Annotated in this window: 17 protein-coding genes; 14 read left to right on the top strand and 3 right to left on the bottom strand. The window is 51.6% G+C overall.

The genetic code is table 11. The annotated features are described in order from the left end of the window. The first annotated feature begins 36 nt into the window (after positions 1 to 36). Positions 37 to 1329, top strand: a complete 1293-nt coding sequence (gene eno / locus B2X65_RS06445; protein ID WP_290611373.1) for a phosphopyruvate hydratase — start codon at positions 37 to 39, stop codon at positions 1327 to 1329. A gap of 96 nt (positions 1330 to 1425) precedes the next feature. Here the strand turns inward: eno and B2X65_RS06440 are convergent, their stop codons facing one another. Continuing rightward, entirely contained in the window at positions 1426 to 1944 is a 519-nt protein-coding gene (locus B2X65_RS06440; protein WP_290611372.1) for a DUF1569 domain-containing protein, read from the bottom strand. A 105-nt stretch (positions 1945 to 2049) separates the two neighbouring features. On the opposite strand from B2X65_RS06440, the gene B2X65_RS06435 reads away from it, so the two are divergent. The 11 genes from B2X65_RS06435 to B2X65_RS06385 all read left to right on the top strand — a co-directional run bounded on the left by B2X65_RS06435 (position 2050) and on the right by B2X65_RS06385 (position 12684). Then, positions 2050 to 2709 (top strand): hypothetical protein, encoded by a 660-nt coding sequence (locus B2X65_RS06435; protein ID WP_290611371.1) that lies wholly within the window; start codon positions 2050 to 2052, stop codon positions 2707 to 2709. A 101-nt stretch (positions 2710 to 2810) separates the two neighbouring features. Next, on the top strand, positions 2811 to 3116 hold the full coding sequence (gene ftsB / locus B2X65_RS06430) for a cell division protein FtsB (protein ID WP_290611370.1): 306 nt from the start codon (positions 2811 to 2813) through the stop codon (positions 3114 to 3116). Beyond that, positions 3113 to 3838, top strand: coding sequence for a 2-C-methyl-D-erythritol 4-phosphate cytidylyltransferase (ispD, locus tag B2X65_RS06425; RefSeq protein ID WP_290611369.1), 726 nt, complete (start codon positions 3113 to 3115; stop codon positions 3836 to 3838). Before ftsB ends, ispD begins: the two co-directional genes overlap by 4 nt. Further along, positions 3835 to 4317 (top strand): 2-C-methyl-D-erythritol 2,4-cyclodiphosphate synthase, encoded by a 483-nt coding sequence (gene ispF, locus B2X65_RS06420; RefSeq protein ID WP_290611368.1) that lies wholly within the window; start codon positions 3835 to 3837, stop codon positions 4315 to 4317. Before ispD ends, ispF begins: the two co-directional genes overlap by 4 nt. Continuing rightward, on the top strand, positions 4314 to 5372 hold the full coding sequence (gene truD, locus B2X65_RS06415) for a tRNA pseudouridine(13) synthase TruD (RefSeq protein WP_290611367.1): 1059 nt from the start codon (positions 4314 to 4316) through the stop codon (positions 5370 to 5372). Before ispF ends, truD begins: the two co-directional genes overlap by 4 nt. Positions 5373 to 5395: 23 nt before the next feature. After that, complete coding sequence (gene surE, locus B2X65_RS06410) at positions 5396 to 6148, top strand: 5'/3'-nucleotidase SurE (RefSeq protein WP_290611366.1); 753 nt, start codon at positions 5396 to 5398, stop codon at positions 6146 to 6148. A gap of 1 nt (position 6149) precedes the next feature. Then, entirely contained in the window at positions 6150 to 6788 is a 639-nt protein-coding gene (locus B2X65_RS06405; protein WP_290611365.1) for a protein-L-isoaspartate(D-aspartate) O-methyltransferase, read from the top strand. Positions 6789 to 6820: 32 nt separating this feature from the next. Continuing rightward, the gene (locus B2X65_RS06400) at positions 6821 to 7717 is read left to right on the top strand and encodes a DUF368 domain-containing protein (protein WP_290611364.1); all 897 of its coding nucleotides are present in this window, start codon (positions 6821 to 6823) and stop codon (positions 7715 to 7717) included. A gap of 48 nt (positions 7718 to 7765) precedes the next feature. Further along, on the top strand, positions 7766 to 8635 hold the full coding sequence (locus B2X65_RS06395) for a peptidoglycan DD-metalloendopeptidase family protein (RefSeq protein ID WP_290611363.1): 870 nt from the start codon (positions 7766 to 7768) through the stop codon (positions 8633 to 8635). A 162-nt stretch (positions 8636 to 8797) separates the two neighbouring features. After that, complete coding sequence (rpoS, locus tag B2X65_RS06390) at positions 8798 to 9799, top strand: RNA polymerase sigma factor RpoS (RefSeq protein ID WP_290611362.1); 1002 nt, start codon at positions 8798 to 8800, stop codon at positions 9797 to 9799. Between the two features lie 212 nt (positions 9800 to 10011). Continuing rightward, entirely contained in the window at positions 10012 to 12684 is a 2673-nt protein-coding gene (locus B2X65_RS06385; RefSeq protein ID WP_290611361.1) for a M14 family metallopeptidase, read from the top strand. 47 nt (positions 12685 to 12731) lie between these two features. Here the strand turns inward: B2X65_RS06385 and B2X65_RS06380 are convergent, their stop codons facing one another. Both B2X65_RS06380 and mutS read right to left on the bottom strand, forming a co-directional pair. Further along, positions 12732 to 13901 (bottom strand): benzoate/H(+) symporter BenE family transporter, encoded by a 1170-nt coding sequence (locus B2X65_RS06380; protein ID WP_290611360.1) that lies wholly within the window; start codon positions 13899 to 13901, stop codon positions 12732 to 12734. Next, positions 13901 to 16513, bottom strand: a complete 2613-nt coding sequence (gene mutS, locus B2X65_RS06375) for a DNA mismatch repair protein MutS (protein ID WP_290611359.1) — start codon at positions 16511 to 16513, stop codon at positions 13901 to 13903. Before mutS ends, B2X65_RS06380 begins: the two co-directional genes overlap by 1 nt. Positions 16514 to 16545: 32 nt before the next feature. Between mutS and B2X65_RS06370 the strand changes: the two genes are divergently transcribed. After that, complete coding sequence (locus B2X65_RS06370; RefSeq protein WP_290611358.1) at positions 16546 to 17046, top strand: nicotinamide-nucleotide amidohydrolase family protein; 501 nt, start codon at positions 16546 to 16548, stop codon at positions 17044 to 17046. Positions 17047 to 17098: 52 nt separating this feature from the next. Beyond that, on the top strand, positions 17099 to 18142 hold the full coding sequence (gene recA / locus B2X65_RS06365) for a recombinase RecA (RefSeq protein WP_290611357.1): 1044 nt from the start codon (positions 17099 to 17101) through the stop codon (positions 18140 to 18142). Positions 18143 to 18280 lie beyond the last annotated feature (138 nt).

Here is an 18280-nt window from a genome sequence, read left to right as displayed (position 1 = left end):
CCCGGTTTTTTCGTTTTAGAACAGGGGATTTATAGCATGTCTGAGATAGTAAAAATTGTAGCCCGTGAAATTATGGACTCGCGCGGCAACCCAACCGTTGAAGCCGATGTGTACTTAGCCAGCGGTGCCATGGGGCGTGGCTGTGCACCATCGGGTGCCTCTACCGGTTCACGCGAAGCGTTAGAGCTGCGTGACGGTGATAAAAGCCGTTACTTAGGCAAAGGCGTAACTAAGGCTGTCGCCAATATCGATGGGGCTATTCAGGGCGCACTTAAAGGCAAGAATGCCTATAAACAAGCTGAGATCGACCAGATCATGATCGATTTAGACGGCACCGAAACCAAAAGTAAGCTGGGCGCCAATGCCATTCTGGCCGTATCATTAGCTGTCGCCCGCGCGGCAGCAGCAGATAAAAAAATTCCGTTGTACCAACATATTGCTGAATTAAACGGCACGCCGGGCGTATATAGCATGCCGGTACCGATGATGAATATTATCAATGGCGGTGAGCATGCTGATAATAACGTAGACATTCAGGAGTTTATGGTACAGCCGGTCGGTGCTAAAACCTTTGCTGAGGCCCTTCGGATGGGTGCGGAAATTTTCCACAGCCTGAAAAAAGAGCTGCAAAAGCGTGGCCTGAATACCGCTGTGGGTGATGAAGGTGGCTTTGCACCGGATCTGAAGTCAAACGAAGAAGCATTGACCGTTATTGTTGAAGCCGTGAAAACTGCCGGCTATGAAATGAACAACGATGTGACGCTGGCACTGGACTGCGCTGCCACTGAGTTTTATAAAGATGGCAAGTACGTGTTAGGCGGCGAGAATAAAAGCTTTGACTCGTTTGGTTTTAACGACTATTTAGCCGGTTTGACCGAGCGCTACCCGATTGTCTCGATTGAAGATGGCCTGGACGAAAGTGACTGGGATGGCTGGAAAGACTTAACCAATAAAATTGGCAGCAAGGTACAGCTGGTGGGTGATGATTTATTTGTTACCAACACCAAAATTCTGACCCGCGGTATCGAGCAGGGCATCGGTAACTCAATTTTAATTAAGTTTAACCAGATTGGTTCATTAACCGAAACTCTGGCTGCGATTAAAATGGCCAAAGATGCCGGCTTTACCGCGGTTATTTCGCACCGTAGCGGTGAAACCGAAGATGCCTTTATTGCCGATTTAGCGGTTGGTACTGCTGCCGGCCAGATTAAAACCGGCTCGCTGTGCCGCTCAGATCGGGTTGCCAAATACAACCAGTTACTGCGCATTGAGCAGGAGTTAGGTAGCAAGGCCCCGTACAAAGGCCGCAGCGAAATTAAAGGCCAGTAAGTGAGTGCTTAGCAACTCGTGACTGACCTGCCAAAACAAACAACAACGCCACCGCAAGGTGGCGTTGTTGTTTATGTGGTTTAAGTGGTTTTGCTGTCAGCTAATACGGAGCTGCGCTAAATGACTTTGCAGGTGCAGGTGGTGCACACTGTAGTATTGGGCTTTGGTCAGGCTGCCAAAGGCGAAATGTGGTTGCATCTGGCCTTGCCAGTCCATAAATTGCTGCACGGTGTAGATAAGTTCCCGCAGGGCAACGTCGTTAGGCAGGCTCGGTTCAAGCGCAGGTGCACCGGGAATGGGCTCATCCAGTGGGTGATGCAGTGTACCTGTTGCCGCAAACGCATTGATTGCCAGTTTACCCACCGTGTATTGAAAAAAAGGCGAGCGCGCCTCAGGATAACCATAAATGGAATAGCTGACGCTCTGGGCACAATGTTGCAAAATCTGGCTGGCATTCCACGCACCACTGCTCGTTAAACGCGCTGCTGGCAGCGCTTTTATCTGCATCAGAATGTCAGACACCGGATAAGGGCGCAGGGTGGCTACCAGCTTGGCGCCCAGCACTAAGGCGACAGGGGTGAGCAGGCTGGCTTTTATAAATTGACGACGTTTCATCCGCGTTCGCTATTACTTATTTTAAAAGCGTTAACCTAGCATTTTTTGCAGTGCGCCCGCTACTTTTGCTTTTACAAGCGCCAGGGGATTGGCTAACATCAGCGAATGATAGAACCCTACAGCAACCAGCCACATTTTTGGCAGGTATCCAGCGATAATCAGACGTATACCGAGCTATGCAATGCTTTATACGAACGTGAGCTATTGCGCCTGGCCAACATGAACGTCGATCAGCTGCCGCTGTTACAAAAAAGGCTGGCGGCGTTGCCGTTTTATATCCGCCGGGCGGCGGCCAATATTGTAACCTATCGCAGTGAGTTACAACTTGATAGCCAGAACGCATCCTGGTTTCACAAACAACTGAGCAATTGCCCAGCGCGAAAGCAGCAGGCAGATCCGATCGCTAATTTTTATCATAAGGCAGCGAAGCCCGGGCTGATTGTTCCCGTTTATAACGAGCAGATGACCCTGGAACACATTGTACTCGACAGCGTGGATGAGGTGGATAGCGAGGGTGAGCGCTTACATTGCAACGAGCACGGTTGGTTCAGCTTTAATGGCACGCCGCTGCAACATGACAACGCCAGTAAATTTTTACTGAAACCGAATAAAGCCATCATCACCGCAGCCAGCTGTGGTCATCAGTGGTTAAATAATGTCAAAAAAGCACCCAGAGTACTGAGTTTACGAGAATTATTGTTAACCAGCCGCTTAAACTGGCAAAACTTTGCCAAACCCTATCAGGCCGCCAACGGCCTGAAATAACACGCAAATGCTTAATAATTGTTGCCATGGTGGCAATTAGGGCTTTGCAGCGCCGGTGCAAGTCAGCATAATAACGTTATTACTTCACCAGAAACTGGCTTATGCGACTGCTTATTGGAATATTGCTGATCCTTTTTTGTCTGCTGCAATACCGTCTATGGTTTGGTCAGTACAGTGTGACCGACTATTTACAGCGGCTGGATGAAATTGCCACCCAGCGGGCCAGTAATCAGGAACTGCAAAAGCGCAACCGGATGTTACTTGCTGATGTGACCGATTTGCAGCAAGGTTTAGAAGCCATAGAAGAGCGGGCCCGCAACGAATTAGGTTTAATTGGCGAACATGAAGTGTTTTTCCGGATAGTGCAAACTGAAGGACAACAGGATGCATCAAAGGGTAAGCCATGAGCCCGCTGTCAGACCTTAATATTGCCGCCATTATACCCGCCGCCGGGGTTGGCAGACGAATGCAGGCGAACCTTCCCAAACAATATCTCCTCCTTGATGGCAAAACGATCTTGCAACATAGTGTTGAGCGTATAGGCGCTCATCCAGAAATTGATGCGCTCTGGCTGGCGCTTGATAACGCCGACCCGTACTTTGCAACCACGCCGTTAGCTGGTGCCGGCATTAAGCGGGTAGCTGGTGGTGCGGAGCGGGTACACTCGGTGCTAAATGCCCTGAACCAGATTGATGATGCCTTGTACCCCTGGGTGTTGGTGCATGATGCCGCGCGGCCGCTGGTGCGTCAGGCGGATATTAGCACGCTTATTGCCCGTTGCCGGCATACCGGCCACGGTGGCATTCTGGCCTGCCCGGTACGTGACACCATGAAACGCGGTGATGCCGGCGCTGCTCAAACCCTGGTGGTTACAACGGTCGAGCGTGAGCAGTTATGGCATGCGCTGACCCCGCAACTTTTCCCCACCGCGCTGCTACGTCAGGCGATAAGCGGTGCGCTTGCTAAGGGCATGACCATTACCGATGAAGCCTCGGCAATGGAGTGGGCCGATCAGCCAGTGCTGCTGGTTGAAGGCTCGGCTGATAACATTAAAATTACCCGTCCGGCTGACTTGACCCTGGCGGGCTATTTTTTAAAGCAACAGGATCTGGAGTACCCCACAACATGAATTTTCGGATAGGCCATGGTTTTGACGTCCATGCATTTGGTGGCAGCGGCCCGGTAACCCTGGCTGGGGTTAAAATTGACTACGCCCAGGGTTTAATCGCCCATTCCGACGGTGATGTGGTATTGCACGCAGTTGCCGATGCGATACTGGGCGCGCTGGCATTAGGGGATATTGGCCATCATTTTCCGGATAACGATGCCAGCTATAAAGGCATTGATAGCCGCATTCTGCTGCGCCATGTGTTTGCTGAAGCCACCAAGGCTGGCTATAAGCTGAATAATCTGGATGTGACGATTATGGCACAGGCCCCGAAAATAGCACCGCATATCAGTGCCATGCGTCAGTGTCTGGCCAGCGATTTAGCGTCAGATGTTGATCAGATAAATGTTAAGGCGACCACTACCGAACAACTGGGTTTTGTCGGTCGCAAAGAAGGCATCGCGGCTGAGGCCGTCGTGCTGCTGGTTAAGCAGCAATGAACGAATTAGCCACACCCGCCTTACCACAATGGCTGTATTTAAATGGCGCGCCAGAAATTACGGCGGTCATTCGCACTCAGCCCACGGACTTTATTGTTGACGAGCAGCTGAATTTTCAGCCCAGCGGCAGTGGCGAGCACCTGCTGCTGCAAATTGAGAAGCGCGGCCAGAACACTCAGTATATTGCCAAACAGTTGGCCCGGTTAACCGGTTTACGGATGCGCGATATCAGCTATGCCGGTTTAAAAGATCGGCATGCGCTGACCCGGCAATGGTTTTGTTTTAAATGGCCAATTAAACAAGAGCTGGCCTGGCAGCACTGGCAACTGGAAGAGTGCACAATATTGCAAGTGGTACGCCACTATCGCAAATTGCGCTTAGGTGCCTTAAAAGCCAATCATTTTCAGATAACCCTTACCGAGGTCAGTGAGCCTGATGCACTGGTAGCGCGCTTGCAATTGATTAAAGCGGGCGTGCCTAATTATTTTGGTGAGCAACGGTTTGGCCGTGCCGGCGGAAATCTGGCGCTGGCCAATGGTTTGTTCGCAGGTGAACGGATAGCCGATCGGCAAATCAGGGGCCTGGCGTTGTCGGCCAGCCGCTCTTTTTTATTTAATACGGTGCTATCTGCCCGGATCGCGCAGGGGCTGTTTAATCAGGTACTGGACGGTGATATTCTGCAGCTGGATGGTACCGGCTCGATTTTTCAGGTAGAAAAAGCCGATGACCTGTTACAACAACGGTTGCTGGACTCTGATGTACATATCACCGCACCGCTGGTAGGTATTGACGGTGCTGTGGTAAGCCAGCAGGCGGCAGCATTGGAGCAGCAAGCGCTGGCGGCGCATCAGCAATGGTGTCAGGGCCTGGCAGAATATCGGCTACAAGGGGCACGGCGCAGCATCCGGTTAGTGCCACAGCAGCTTAATGCCGTTATAACCGGCGACAGGGTTACCCTGAGTTTTGCCTTGCCGGCAGGATGTTTTGCCACCAGTGTGCTGCGAGAACTAGCGTGCTACCGCGATGGCAGCCGGCCGCTGGCTGACATGACGTAACCCCGGCTTAACATGGAGTAACAATGCGAATTTTACTAAGTAATGACGACGGCGTTTATGCTAAAGGCATTCAGGTATTGCAACAGGCATTATCTGAGATTGCACAGGTAACCACCGTGGGCCCGGATCGAAATTGCAGTGGCGCCAGTAATTCCCTGACGCTACTTAACCCGCTACGCACGCAGACTCTGGATAACGGTTATATAGCGGTTAATGGTACGCCAACCGATTGCGTTCATCTGGCCATCAGCCAATTACTGGATTTTACCCCGGATTTAGTGGTTGCCGGGATTAATCATGGCGCTAATCTGGGTGATGATGTGCTTTATTCCGGTACTGTTGCTGCCGCAACAGAGGGGCGTCATCTCGGGTTACCGGCCATTGCCGTATCACTGGCGGGGCGTGAAGAGCAGCATTTTGTAACGGCTGCGCATGTTACCGTCGAGGTGATAAAAAAGCTGAAGTCGCATCCGTTACCGGCAGATCAAATTCTGAATATTAATGTGCCGGCTATTGCCCTTGATGACTTAAAAGGCATTATGGTAACCAGGCTGGGGCGGCGCCATAAAGCAGAAACCATGAGCAGCGACACTGACCCGTGGGGACGAAAAATATACTGGTATGGTTCGTTAGGGCCTGAACTTGATGCAGGTGAGGGTACCGATTTTTTTGCCATAGCAAATGGCTATGCATCGGTAACGCCGTTACATGTCGACATGTCAGCGTACAAAAGTATGGATACACTGAAAGCGTGGTTAGCGGGGATCAGGTTGTAATATGGCAGTAGCAACAGCGCGAAGTGCAGCGGTATTAGCCCAAAAATTGCGAACAGAAGGCATCAGCGACAACGAGGTCCTGCAGGCGGTATCGCAGGTACCCCGTCACCTGTTTGTCGAAGCGATATTAGCGCATAAAGCCTATGAAAATACTGCTCTGCCGATTGGTCAGGGCCAGACCATTTCGCAACCCTATATTGTGGCGAGAATGACCGAGTTATTGCTGCAGGGTAAGGCACCGGGCAAAGTACTGGAAATTGGCACGGGTTCGGGTTATCAAACGGCTATTCTGGCCCATTTATTTAAGCATGTCTGCTCGGTTGAGCGCATCAAAGCATTGCAGTTTCAGGCGAAACGCCGGTTGCAACAACTGGATTTACACAATGTGTCAATGAAGCATGGTGACGGCTGGTTAGGTTGGCCCAGCAAAGCCCCATTTGACAGCATTATTGTAACTGCCGCGCCGACTGAAGTACCTGAAGCGTTATTGCAGCAATTAAGTGAAGGTGGCAGGCTGGTTATTCCGGTTGGTTTAAAAGATCAGGTATTACGGGTATATCAGCGAACCGGCGATACCTTTAGCAGTACCGATATTGAAGCCGTACGCTTTGTACCTCTGGTGCCAGGTGAATTAGGTTAACCGTAAGCAGTAGAAGGCAGTCACACGCAATCATGAAAAACTATGTACAGTGGATAATTAAAGGCCTGGCCATGGGGGCAGCAGATGTTGTGCCGGGCGTTTCAGGCGGTACTCTGGCATTTATACTGGGTATTTACAGCCGTTTGCTGGCGGCGATCAGCGCCGTGAATATAACTGCAGTAAAACTGCTGCTAAGTGGCCGTATTACTCAGCTATGGCGGCATATCGACGGGACTTTCCTGCTCTGCCTGGTGACAGGAATACTGCTAAGTATTTTTTCTCTGGCCAACGTTATTGGTTATTTACTGGAGTATCGCCCGGTGCCGCTATGGGCATTTTTTAACGGTTTAATTCTGGCGTCATTACCGGTATTACTGCGCAGTGTCAGCTGGTCGGCACCGCGCCTGATGTTGTGTGGTGCAGGGGTGGTATTTGCTGTGGGTATTGGCATGCTGGCGCCGGTACAGCTAAACCCGGCACCCTATATGTTTTTTCTGGCCGGCGCGGTGGCGATTTGCGCGATGATTTTACCCGGTATTTCCGGCGCCTTTATTTTGCTGATTTTAGGCATGTATGGCCCGGTAATGCTGGCTGTTACCGAGTTACAGCTGGGGACAATTATTTTGTTTGCCAGCGGCTGTCTGGTGGGTTTACTCAGCTTCTCTAAACTGCTGAACTGGCTATTGCAGCATCGGCACGATGCCACGCTGGCATTATTAATTGGGGTTGTTATCGGCGCGCTATACCGGATTTGGCCATGGCAGTATGAGCAACAGATGCTGAGTCCGTGGCAATATCAGCAGCAGCTTGGCAGCCATGATCTGTTGCTGGCCGTGGGTTCATTAGTAGCCGGAATGATGATGATTACCCTGTTAATGAATTTAGAGCGGTTGTTTAACCCCGCTGCAGCGGTAAAAGCGAAGGAGTAGCACATTAACCGGATCACCGGCCTGTGGCTGATTGCAATACTGCCAGGTGTGCTGTTGACAGCACTGAGTGGCTGTACCTCAAGCTCTGGTCCGGCGCCGGTAACCACGCTTGAGCTAAGAGAAAACCCTTACAAAGAGCGTAACCGCGGCACGCTGGCAGCGAGTCAGTATGTGGTGCAGCGTGGTGATACGTTGTATGCCATTGCCTTTCGGGCCGGGGTCGACGTGCGCACGCTAGCCAGCAGCAACAAAATAAACAGCCCTTATACCATTTATCCGGGCCAGGTTATCCAGCTTGCCGTGACCAGGTCGGCAGCCAGTAATCGGGACAATGCAACCTCATCGCCGGTTAAAACGACCAACCGCCAGCCCACCCGGGCAAAACCGGCTACCACAACGCAGACGGCTCGGACAACAAAGCCAACCCAAGCAAAATCAAATAGTTCAGCAAATGCCGCTAAACCTGTTGCTTCAACAAAACAAACACGTTATGTTCAGACTACAACAGCTAAAAACGAACAAAAAACCGCGGATAATACCTTAGCTGGAAACAAGGTGCAATGGCACTGGCCAGTAAAAGGTAAGATAGTTTCGCAATTTTCTACCCTGGAACATGGTAATAAAGGGATAGATATTGCGGGACGGGAAGGCAGCAGAATAAATGCCGCTGCAGATGGCCTGGTAGTATATGCCGGTAGTGCCTTACGCGGTTATGGTAACTTGATTATCATTAAGCATAACGACGATTATTTAAGTGCTTATGCGCACAACAAACGTATTTTGGTCGCAGAGCGGCAACAGGTTGCTGCCGGGCAGCAAATTGCTGAGATGGGAGCAACCGATGCGACGGATAGCCGGTTACATTTCGAAATACGTTTTAGGGGTAAGTCAGTGGATCCGATACGATATTTACCCTGAGATCGATAAAGTGTAACAAAGCGCTGCCCTAATAACGCTGTGGTAATAACAAAAATATCGTGACAATGAGACTAACCAGCAAGGTTAGCGTTTGAACACAAGCACGCAGGCAGGAAGGTAGCTTAGTCAGCCCCGACACCCGGCAGACGTGGGAGAAAGGATATGGGACTTAAGAGTGTTAAAGTTGTAGCGTCAGACGCAGAATTAAAAGAAGACGAGTTGACAGAGGAAGTAGCAACCCTGGACGAAGAGATGGAGCCAGATGTGGCAGAATTGGCGGGTGAAGAAGTGATACCCGATGATGTATTTGCCAAAGATGACAGCCACAAAACCATGGATGCCACTCAAATTTATCTGGGTGAAATTGGTTTCTCTCCGCTGCTAAGCGCTGAAGAAGAAGTGTATTTTTCACGGCTATCGTTAAAAGGCGATGCCGCTGCCCGCAAAAGAATGATTGAAAGCAACTTGCGGCTGGTGGTCAAAATAGCCCGTCGTTACATTAACCGTGGTCTGGCATTACTGGATTTAATTGAAGAAGGTAACTTAGGACTGATCCGGGCGGTTGAGAAGTTTGACCCGGAGCGGGGCTTTCGCTTTTCTACCTATGCCACCTGGTGGATCCGCCAGACCATCGAACGTGCCATTATGAACCAGACCCGGACTATCCGGCTGCCTATTCATGTGGTGAAAGAACTGAATATTTATTTGCGTGCCGCCCGCGAGCTATCGCAGAAGCTTGACCATGAACCGACCCCGGAAGAAATTGCCGCAGCGCTGGACCGGCCGGTGGCTGAAGTGCGCAAAATGTTAAAACTGAACGAAAAAATAACCTCGGTTGATATGCCGGTAGCCGGTGCCTCGGAAAAGCAGCTACTGGATGTAATTGCGGATGAAAAAGAGCAGGGACCAGAGGGTGAACTGCAGGATGAAGATATTCGTCAGCACCTGGTGTTGTGGCTGGACGAGCTAAACCCGAAGCAGCGTGAAGTGCTGGCCCGGCGTTTTGGCTTGCTGGGCTATGAGCCGTCAACTCTGGAAGATGTCGGTCATGAAATTGGCTTAACCCGTGAACGGGTGCGGCAAATTCAGGTAGAGGCACTGCGCCGCTTAAAGGAAATAGTGACCCATCAGGGCCTGAATATTGAGACGCTGTTTCAGGATTAAGCACGCGGGGTATTAACGGGATACTAACAAAACGGGCGCTCTGGCGCCCGTTTCTGTTTGCAAACAGTGAACCAGTTAAACGTTTAAAATGACATAACATCTGGCGTAGCTTTGTCACAGTTGGTCGCAACAAAGGGGCCGCGGTATTGCATCATTGAGACAGGCCGCTTAGCGTAGGCTAACTATCATATAGCAACATAGAAGGGTTTTTCATGTCGTTACAAAAAATTGCTGTGCTGACTGCGGCGTTAGCGCTGGGCTCTGCGGCCAGCCAGGCTGTGCCGGTATTTCCGGACAGTGACTATCGCGACACCGTTGCCTCAGTTGAACAGGTGCTGGGGTTTCCTCTGGCCAGCCGGATTGCAGAGCCGGCACAGATAAAACAGTATTTTGAACAGCTGGCACAGGCGCATCCAAACCGGATTAAACTGGTTCCCTATGCCAAAAGCTGGCAGGGCCGGCCGCTGTTTTATGTGGTGATTGGTAGCGAGAAAAATATTGGCAGGCTGGCGGATATTCAGCTGAAAATGCAGCAATTGGCCAACCCGCAAAACGTGGGTGAACGCGAAGCACAGCAGCTGATTAGTGAGCTGCCGGCCAGTGTCTGGATTGCCAGTAGTTTGCACGGTAATGAAATAAGTCCTCCGGAGTCCGCCATGGCACTGGCGTATCACTTGCTGGCGGATAATAGCCAGCAAACCGCTAGCTTGCTGAGTAATACCCTGGTTTACATTGACCCGTTGCAAAACCCGGATGGTCGCAACCGCTTTGTCAGTCGTTATTATGCCACGGTCGGCCTCGAGCATTCGGCTGATCGGTTATCGGCCGAGCAGAACGAACCCTGGCCACAGGGACGCACCAATCATTATCTGTTTGATATGAACCGTGACTGGATCTCGTTAACCCAGCCGGAAACCCGCGGCCGGGTTAAGGCCTTGCAACAGGTCTATCCGCTGGTGTTTGTCGACTCGCATGAAATGGGTGGCGATATGGGCTATTACTTCAGCCCGGAGGCCGAGCCGTATAATCCGCATATTCAGGCCAATCAGCGCCAGAGCCTGCAGTGGCTGGGTGAAAACAATGCCCGCTGGTTTGATAAATTTGGTTACGACTATTTTACCCGGGAAATATTTGATGCGTTTTACCCGGGCTATGGTGCCAGTTGGCCGCTGTACCAGGGCAGTGTCGCCATGACGTACGAAATGGCGTCAGCCCGGGGTCATCAGTATCGTAAAGACGACGGTGAAATACTCACTTTTGCCGATGGTGTACAGCGGAATTTTGTCGCCTTTATGGCCACCATTGAAACAGCCAGTCAGCGGGCGCCACAGCTGTTGACGAACTTTTATCAGTACCGCAAAGATGCCATTAAGCAAGGCAGCTCTGGCCCGGTGCGCAGCTTTATTTTCCCGGCGAAGCGCGACGAGGCTGGCCATACCAAATTAAGCGCGATTCTGACCGAGCATGGCATCACGGTGGGTAAAGCAACCGAAAGTTTTAAAGCCTGTGGTGAAAGTTATCAGGCAGGTAGTTATGTGGTTAACACCGCCCAGCCAACGTATCATTTAATACGCACCTTGCTGGATGATACGGTGCCGATGGACAAGGCGTTTATTGCTAAACAAGAACAGCGGCGCGCAAATAATCTGCCAGACGAAATATACGATGTGACAGCCTGGTCATTACCGCTGATGTATAACCTGCCGGTAGTCAGTTGTAACCGGGCGGTGAATGTGGCTACCACCACGGTTAGCGCGGAGCGGATCCTGGCCGGTAAGGTAACTAACCCTGCTGCCAGCTTTGGTTATATTGTGCCATGGGGCGATATGGCAGCAGCCCGCTTTGCCAGTGGCGCATTGCAACAAGGCGTAACCGTAAAAAGCAGCGATTTACCCTTTACCCATCAAAATGGTAAGCGCTACCCGGCCGGTAGTTTAATTGTAAGTAATGCCGATAACAGCCCGCAACTCTCAGAGCAGGTTGAGCAGCTGGCGGCTGCCAGTGGTGCCACCGTTACCGGCATAGATACAAGCTGGGTAACCGATGGTCCTAATTTTGGCTCTTATAATGTGAAAACGCTGCATAAGCCCAATGTAGCTATGCTGTGGGATGAACCGACGAACCCATTAAGTGCTGGCAGTGCCCGTTTTGTGCTGGAGCGCAATTTAAATTATCCGGTCACGGCGATGCGTCCGGAGCAGTTGCGTGGTGGCAATCTGAGTCATTATCAGGTGTTAATTGTACCGGCCAGCAGCCGTGGCAGTTATCAGCAGATATTGGGTGATAGTGGCCTTGCAAATTTACGCAGTTTTGTCGAGCGCGGCGGCGTGCTGATTGCGCTGGGTAATGCTACCGACCTGTTGCTGGCCGGGGAAAGCCCGTTACTGAGCAGCAAGCGCGAATATAAAGTGCGTGAAGGTGAAGAGAGAAAGACAGAGCAAGAGAGCAAGGTTGCCGGCAGTATCATCAAAACGCCTGAGGAATATCAGCAGTGGCTGGTACCCGAAAAAGCCGATCCGGATTGGGTGCCAGGTTTTATAGCCCGCGCCGAAGTTGACCAACAGCATTGGCTGACCGCAGGGGTGCCAGAGACCGTCAATAGTGTGTACGTTGGTAATCAGGTGTATCAGCCATTAACCATTGCTGATGGCCGTAATGTGGTCAGGTTTGCGCCAGCAGAGCAATTACTGGCCGGCGGCTTTGTCTGGGATGAAAACCGCCTGCAAATTGCCAATAAGCCGTTGGTAATGGTGCAGGCCGTAGGCAAAGGGCAGGTTATCAGCTTTACCCAGGAGCCGAACTTCCGCGCCTATGTTGATGGCATGCATTTACTGTATATCAATGCGGTATTCCGTGGTGCTGCCCATGCCAGCCCGCTGCGTTAGAGTCTGATCCGCTAATAAAGCTGACATTTGCAGTTGAACAGCGCCGGTTAATCACCGGCGTTTTTTTTATGCTGAATAGCCACCGTAACCGCGCCGGCGATTAAGCCCCAGAAGGCGGAAGCCAGCCCAAAAAAGCTGGCACCGGATGCAGTGACCAGTAAGGTAATCACTGCCGCATCGCGGTATTTGGGCTCGCTGGTGGTGGTCGCCAGATTAGCAGCAATGGTGCTAATCAGTGCCAGCCCGGCCAGTGCCGCCACCATTTCTTTGGGAAAGGCGGCAAAAAGCGCAACGACAGTAGCCCCGGCTAAGCCAGCCAGCAAATAAAACACCCCGGCCGCGATGCCGGCAATATAGCGCTTTTCTGGTTTAGGATGTGCTTCGCTACCGGTACAAATGGCAGCCGTAATGGCCGCCAGATTAATTGAAAAGGCGCCCCAGGGTGCCAGTAATAGTGTGCTCAATGCCGTGCTGCTAATGAGCGGCGAAATCGGCGTGTTATAGCCGCTGGCTCTGAGCACCGCCACACCAGGGATATTTTGGGAGGCCATAGTTACCAGCAATAGCGGTAAACCTACGCCGATTAATGCACTGACTGAAAACTGTGGAGTGACCCACACCGGCTGTGCCAGGCTAAGGGTTACCGCCGATAAGTCGAGAGTACCGCCAAGTACCACGGTGATAATGCCGCTTAGCATAACCAGTAAAATGGCGTAACGAGGCAGGTATACTTTAGCAATAAGGTACACCAGACACATGCTGCCAACCAACAGCCACTGGCTTTGCATTGAACTGAATACGGCAAAACCAAATTGCAGTAAAATGCCCGCCAGCATGGCACTGGCCAGTGGCAGCGGGATTAACCGGGTAAGCTTCTCAAACCAGCCGGTAATGCCAATTATCAGCCCCAGAATGGCAGTGAAAATAAACACTCCGGTGGCTTGCTCAATGCTCAGGCCCTGTAAACTGGTGGCCAGTAACGCGGCACCCGGGGTAGACCAGGCGGTGATTACCGGCGCTTTGTAATACCACGACAGGCCAATGCAAGTCGCCGCCATACCGATACCCAGCGCCAACAGCCAGGAGGCCATGATCTCATTGCTGGCACCGGCGGCACTGGCTGCCTGAAATACAATGGCGACCGAGCTGGCAAACCCAACCAGCACCGCGACAAAGCCGGCCACAACGGCGGATAAACTCAGATCTTTTAATAACATCAGGTTTCCTTTGCCTGCCGGCTAAGCTGGTAAAGTAAATCCAGTGCCTGGCGTGCACTAAGATCATCGGGGTTAAGCGATGCCAGTTGTTGCACTAGCGGATGTTGCTCTGGCATCAAGGGCAGTTGCTGCTGGAACTCGGCTGGCTGGCTTGCCACCTCGGCCCCGGCTGGTTTTGTCGCCACGCCCAGCTGCGCCCGGCCTTGTTGTTCCAGCTGGCTAAGCTTTTGTCTGGCCTGGTTAATCACTGCTTTAGGTACGCCAGCGAGCTGCGCCACCTGCAGGCCAAAGCTTTTGCTGGCAGCGCCGTCCTGCACATGGTGCATAAACACAATATCATCGCCATGTTCTACGGCATCCAGATGAACGTTCACCACACCTTGCAGCGTGTTAGCCAGTTCGGTTAGCTCAAAATAGTGGGTGGCAAATAAGGTCAGGGCCTTAATGCGGGTCGCTAAATAATCGGCACACGCCCAGGCCAGGCTTAAGCCATCATAGGTGCTGGTGCCGCGGCCAATTTCGTCCATTAATACCAGACTATGCTCGGTGGCGTGGTGCAATATAGTGGCCGTTTCGCTCATTTCCACCATAAAGGTTGAGCGACCTGAGGCTAAATCATCAGAAGCGCCAATCCGGGTGAATATCCGGTCAACCGGTCCCAGGCTGGCACTTTCTGCCGGTACAAAACAGCCAATATAGGCCATCAGGGTTATCAACGCTGTCTGGCGCATATAGGTTGATTTACCGCCCATATTCGGCCCGGTAACCATCAGCATCCGCCGGTTGGCATGAAGACTAAGCGGATTGGCAATAAAAGGTTCAGTTAATACCTGTTCTACCACCGGATGGCGGCCTTTTGCCAGTTCAATACCGGGTTCGCTGTGAAGGCGCGGCCGGCAATAGTTCAGACTGCTCGCCCGTTCAGCAAAGGTGCACAGCACATCCAGTTCGGCCAGCGACTGGGCCAGTTGTTGTAACTGGCTTAAAAAGGGGCTGATCAGTTCAAATAATTGCTCGTACAGCTGTTTTTCCAGTGCCAGCGCCTGGCTCTGGCTGCCCAGCACTTTATCTTCATATTCCTTTAACTCAGGAATAATATAACGCTCGTTATTTTTTAAGGTCTGGCGCCTGACGTATTCCGGTGGCACCTTGGTGTCGCTACTGCGGCCGGTTTCAATATAGTAGCCGTGCACCCGGTTAAAACCCACTTTAAGCGAGGCAATGCCGGTGCGTTCACGTTCGCGCAGCTCCAGTTGCTGTAAATAATCAGTGGCACCGGTGGCCAGCGCCCGCCAGTGGTCTAAATCGCTGTTATAGCCGTCTGCAATGACGCCACCATCGCGAATGAGCACTGGCGGCGCTTCAACTATTGCTGCAGTTAACAGTTGCAACAGTTCTGGCATGGGCGCGCTGTTGCTGGCAATCGTTTGCAGCAATGAGGTATTGGCAAAGCTTAAATCCTGCTGTAATGCCGGCAGCTGAACCAGTGCCTGGCGCAAGCGTGCAAAATCACGCGGCCTGGCACTTCGCAAAGCCAGCCTGGCGATAACCCGCTCAATGTCACCAATATTTTTCAGGGCAGGTTGCAAGCTTTCCGTATCATCAGTGAGCTCCGCTACCGTATCAAGTCGCGCATTAACCTGTGCCTGATTACGCAGTGGCGCATGCACCCAGCGTTTTAACAGGCGCGAGCCCATTGCCGTCTGGTTACGGTCCAATACTGCTGCCAGGGTGTTGTCAACGCCACCACTGAGGTTTTGGGTCAGCTCCAGATTACGCCTGGTCGCGGCATCAAGCACGATATAGTCTTCAGGGCGTTCCAGCGCGATGGCACGGATATGCGGCAGGCTGGCTCGCTGGGTGTCTTTGACATATTGCATCAGGCAGCCGGCGGCCATCAATGCTACCGGGGCTTCGTCAACGCCGAAGCTGATGAGATCTTTGGTGCCAAATTGCTGGCATAGCAGCCGTTTCGCAGTGGCCAGCTCAAACTCCCACTCGGGACGGCGACGGGCGCCTTTACGCGATTGACACAACTCGGGCTGGCTAAACAGTTCGGGGTAAAGTAACTCGGCCGGGTTAAGCCGTTGTAATAGCGCTGTCAGATCACTGCTATTGGCCACCTGATTAATTAAAAAGCGGCCGGCGCTTAAATCCAGCTGCGCCAGACCAAGCTGGCCGCGCTGCTCACAGATAGCACAGAGCAAATTATCCTGCCGCTCGTTTAACAGTGCTTCGTCGGTAACGGTACCCGGGGTAACAATACGCACCACTTTGCGCTCAACCGGGCCCTTGCTGGTTGCCGGGTCGCCAATTTGCTCACAAATGGCAATAGATTCACCTAACTGCACCAGCCGCGCCAGATACCCTTCAATGGCATGATACGGCACACCGGCCATCGGGATCGGCTGGCCGGCGCTCTGGCCCCTTTTGGTTAGCGAGATATCCAGCAGCGCCGCAGCTTTTTTCGCATCATCAAAAAATAACTCGTAAAAGTCACCCATCCGGTAAAACAGCAAAATATCGGGATGCTCACTTTTTAACCCCAAATATTGCTGCATCATCGGGGTATGGCTGCTTAGGGCTTGCTCCGGTTTCTGGTCTGACGGCATAATGTAACTCTGATTTTCCTGTTGGACTGGCTATGGCACTGGCAACCGATACTGAGCAACTGGCTGCAGAGCTGGGTGCGTTATTATTACGAAAAAAGTGGTTTGTCACCACTGCTGAATCCTGCACCGGCGGCGGCATTGCTTACTATTTAACCGCCGTGGCCGGTAGCTCTGCCTATTTAGATCGCAGCTTCGTTACCTACAGCAACAAAGCCAAACAGCAACTGTTGGGGGTGCGCAGCGCTACTTTATTACAATTTGGCGCGGTAAGCGATGAAACGGTTAAAGAAATGGCCAGCGGAGCAGCAACAACAGCCAATGCCCAGCTAGCGATTGCGGTATCCGGTATTGCCGGGCCTGGCGGTGGCTCGGTTGCTAAACCGGTGGGCACCGTCTGGTTTAGTTTCTGGCTTAATGGCCAGCTTAGCAGCCAGCAGCAGCAGTTTAGCGGCAACCGCGAACAGGTGCGCCTGCAAGCCATCGATTATGCGCTTAAACACAGCATCTTATTATTGACAGCTTTGCCAAACTAGACTACTGTACGAGCATACAGTGTTTGTGCGAACCGAATTTTTGGAGTGAACAATGGACGACAATAAACAAAAAGCCCTGGGTGCAGCCCTGACTCAAATCGAACGCCAATTTGGTAAAGGTTCTATTATGCGCCTGGGCGACAGCACGGCGCTGGACATTGCGTCGGTGTCGACTGGTTCGCTGGGGCTGGATATTGCCCTTGGCATAGGTGGCTTACCCTATGGCCGGATTGTCGAAATTTATGGTCCTGAGTCATCCGGTAAAACCACCTTAACTTTACAGGTGATTGCTGAAGCCCAGAAAGCCGGTAAAACCTGTGCATTTATTGATGCTGAGCACGCGCTGGATCCGGTATATGCCAAGAAGCTAGGGGTTAAAGTAGAAGATCTACTGGTATCACAACCGGATACCGGTGAACAGGCACTGGAAATTTGTGACATGCTGGTGCGCTCGGCGGCAGTAGATATTGTGGTGGTCGACTCCGTGGCAGCATTAACGCCAAAAGCGGAGATTGAAGGTGACATGGGTGACAGCCACATGGGCTTGCAAGCCCGTTTAATGTCACAAGCGCTGCGTAAGCTTACCGGTAATATTAAGCGTTCTAATACCTTATGTATTTTTATTAACCAAATCCGCATGAAAATCGGCGTGATGTTTGGTAACCCGGAAACCACTACCGGTGGTAACGCCCTTAAATTTTATGCCTCAGTGCGGCTGGATATTCGCCGGATTGGTTCGGTAAAAGAGGGTGATGAAATTACCGGTAATGAAACCCGGGTTAAAGTGGTAAAAAATAAGGTGGCGCCGCCCTTTAAACAGGCTGAATTTATTATTCAGTATGGCGCCGGTATTAACAAAAACGGCGAGTTGATTGATTTAGGCGTGGCGCAGGGCCTGGTCGATAAGTCGGGTGCCTGGTACGCCTATCAGGGTAATAAAATTGGCCAGGGTAAAGCCAATGCCATGAAGTTCCTGATTGAGAATCCGGCCATTGCCGATGAAATTGAAAAAGAATTACGCAGCCGTTTGTTACTGAAACCGGGCGAGAAAGTAATTGAAGAAGCGATACCGGCCGAGTTTGAAGCCGATATGTAATACTTTTATACTATAAAAAAGCCAGCATTTTTGCTGGCTTTTTTGTTTTTTTATCTTTAAAAAAACGCGAGTTGCCAACAGTTAAAACGGGCGTTAACCGGTTATAAATGGTTGAGACTGCAGAAAAACCCCGAAAAG

This window comes from Arsukibacterium sp. UBA3155 (assembly GCA_002364615.1).
GTDB lineage: Bacteria > Pseudomonadota > Gammaproteobacteria > Enterobacterales > Alteromonadaceae > Alishewanella.
The sequence above is the reverse complement of the archived record's forward strand: the minus strand, read 5'-3'. Positions and strand labels throughout refer to the sequence as shown.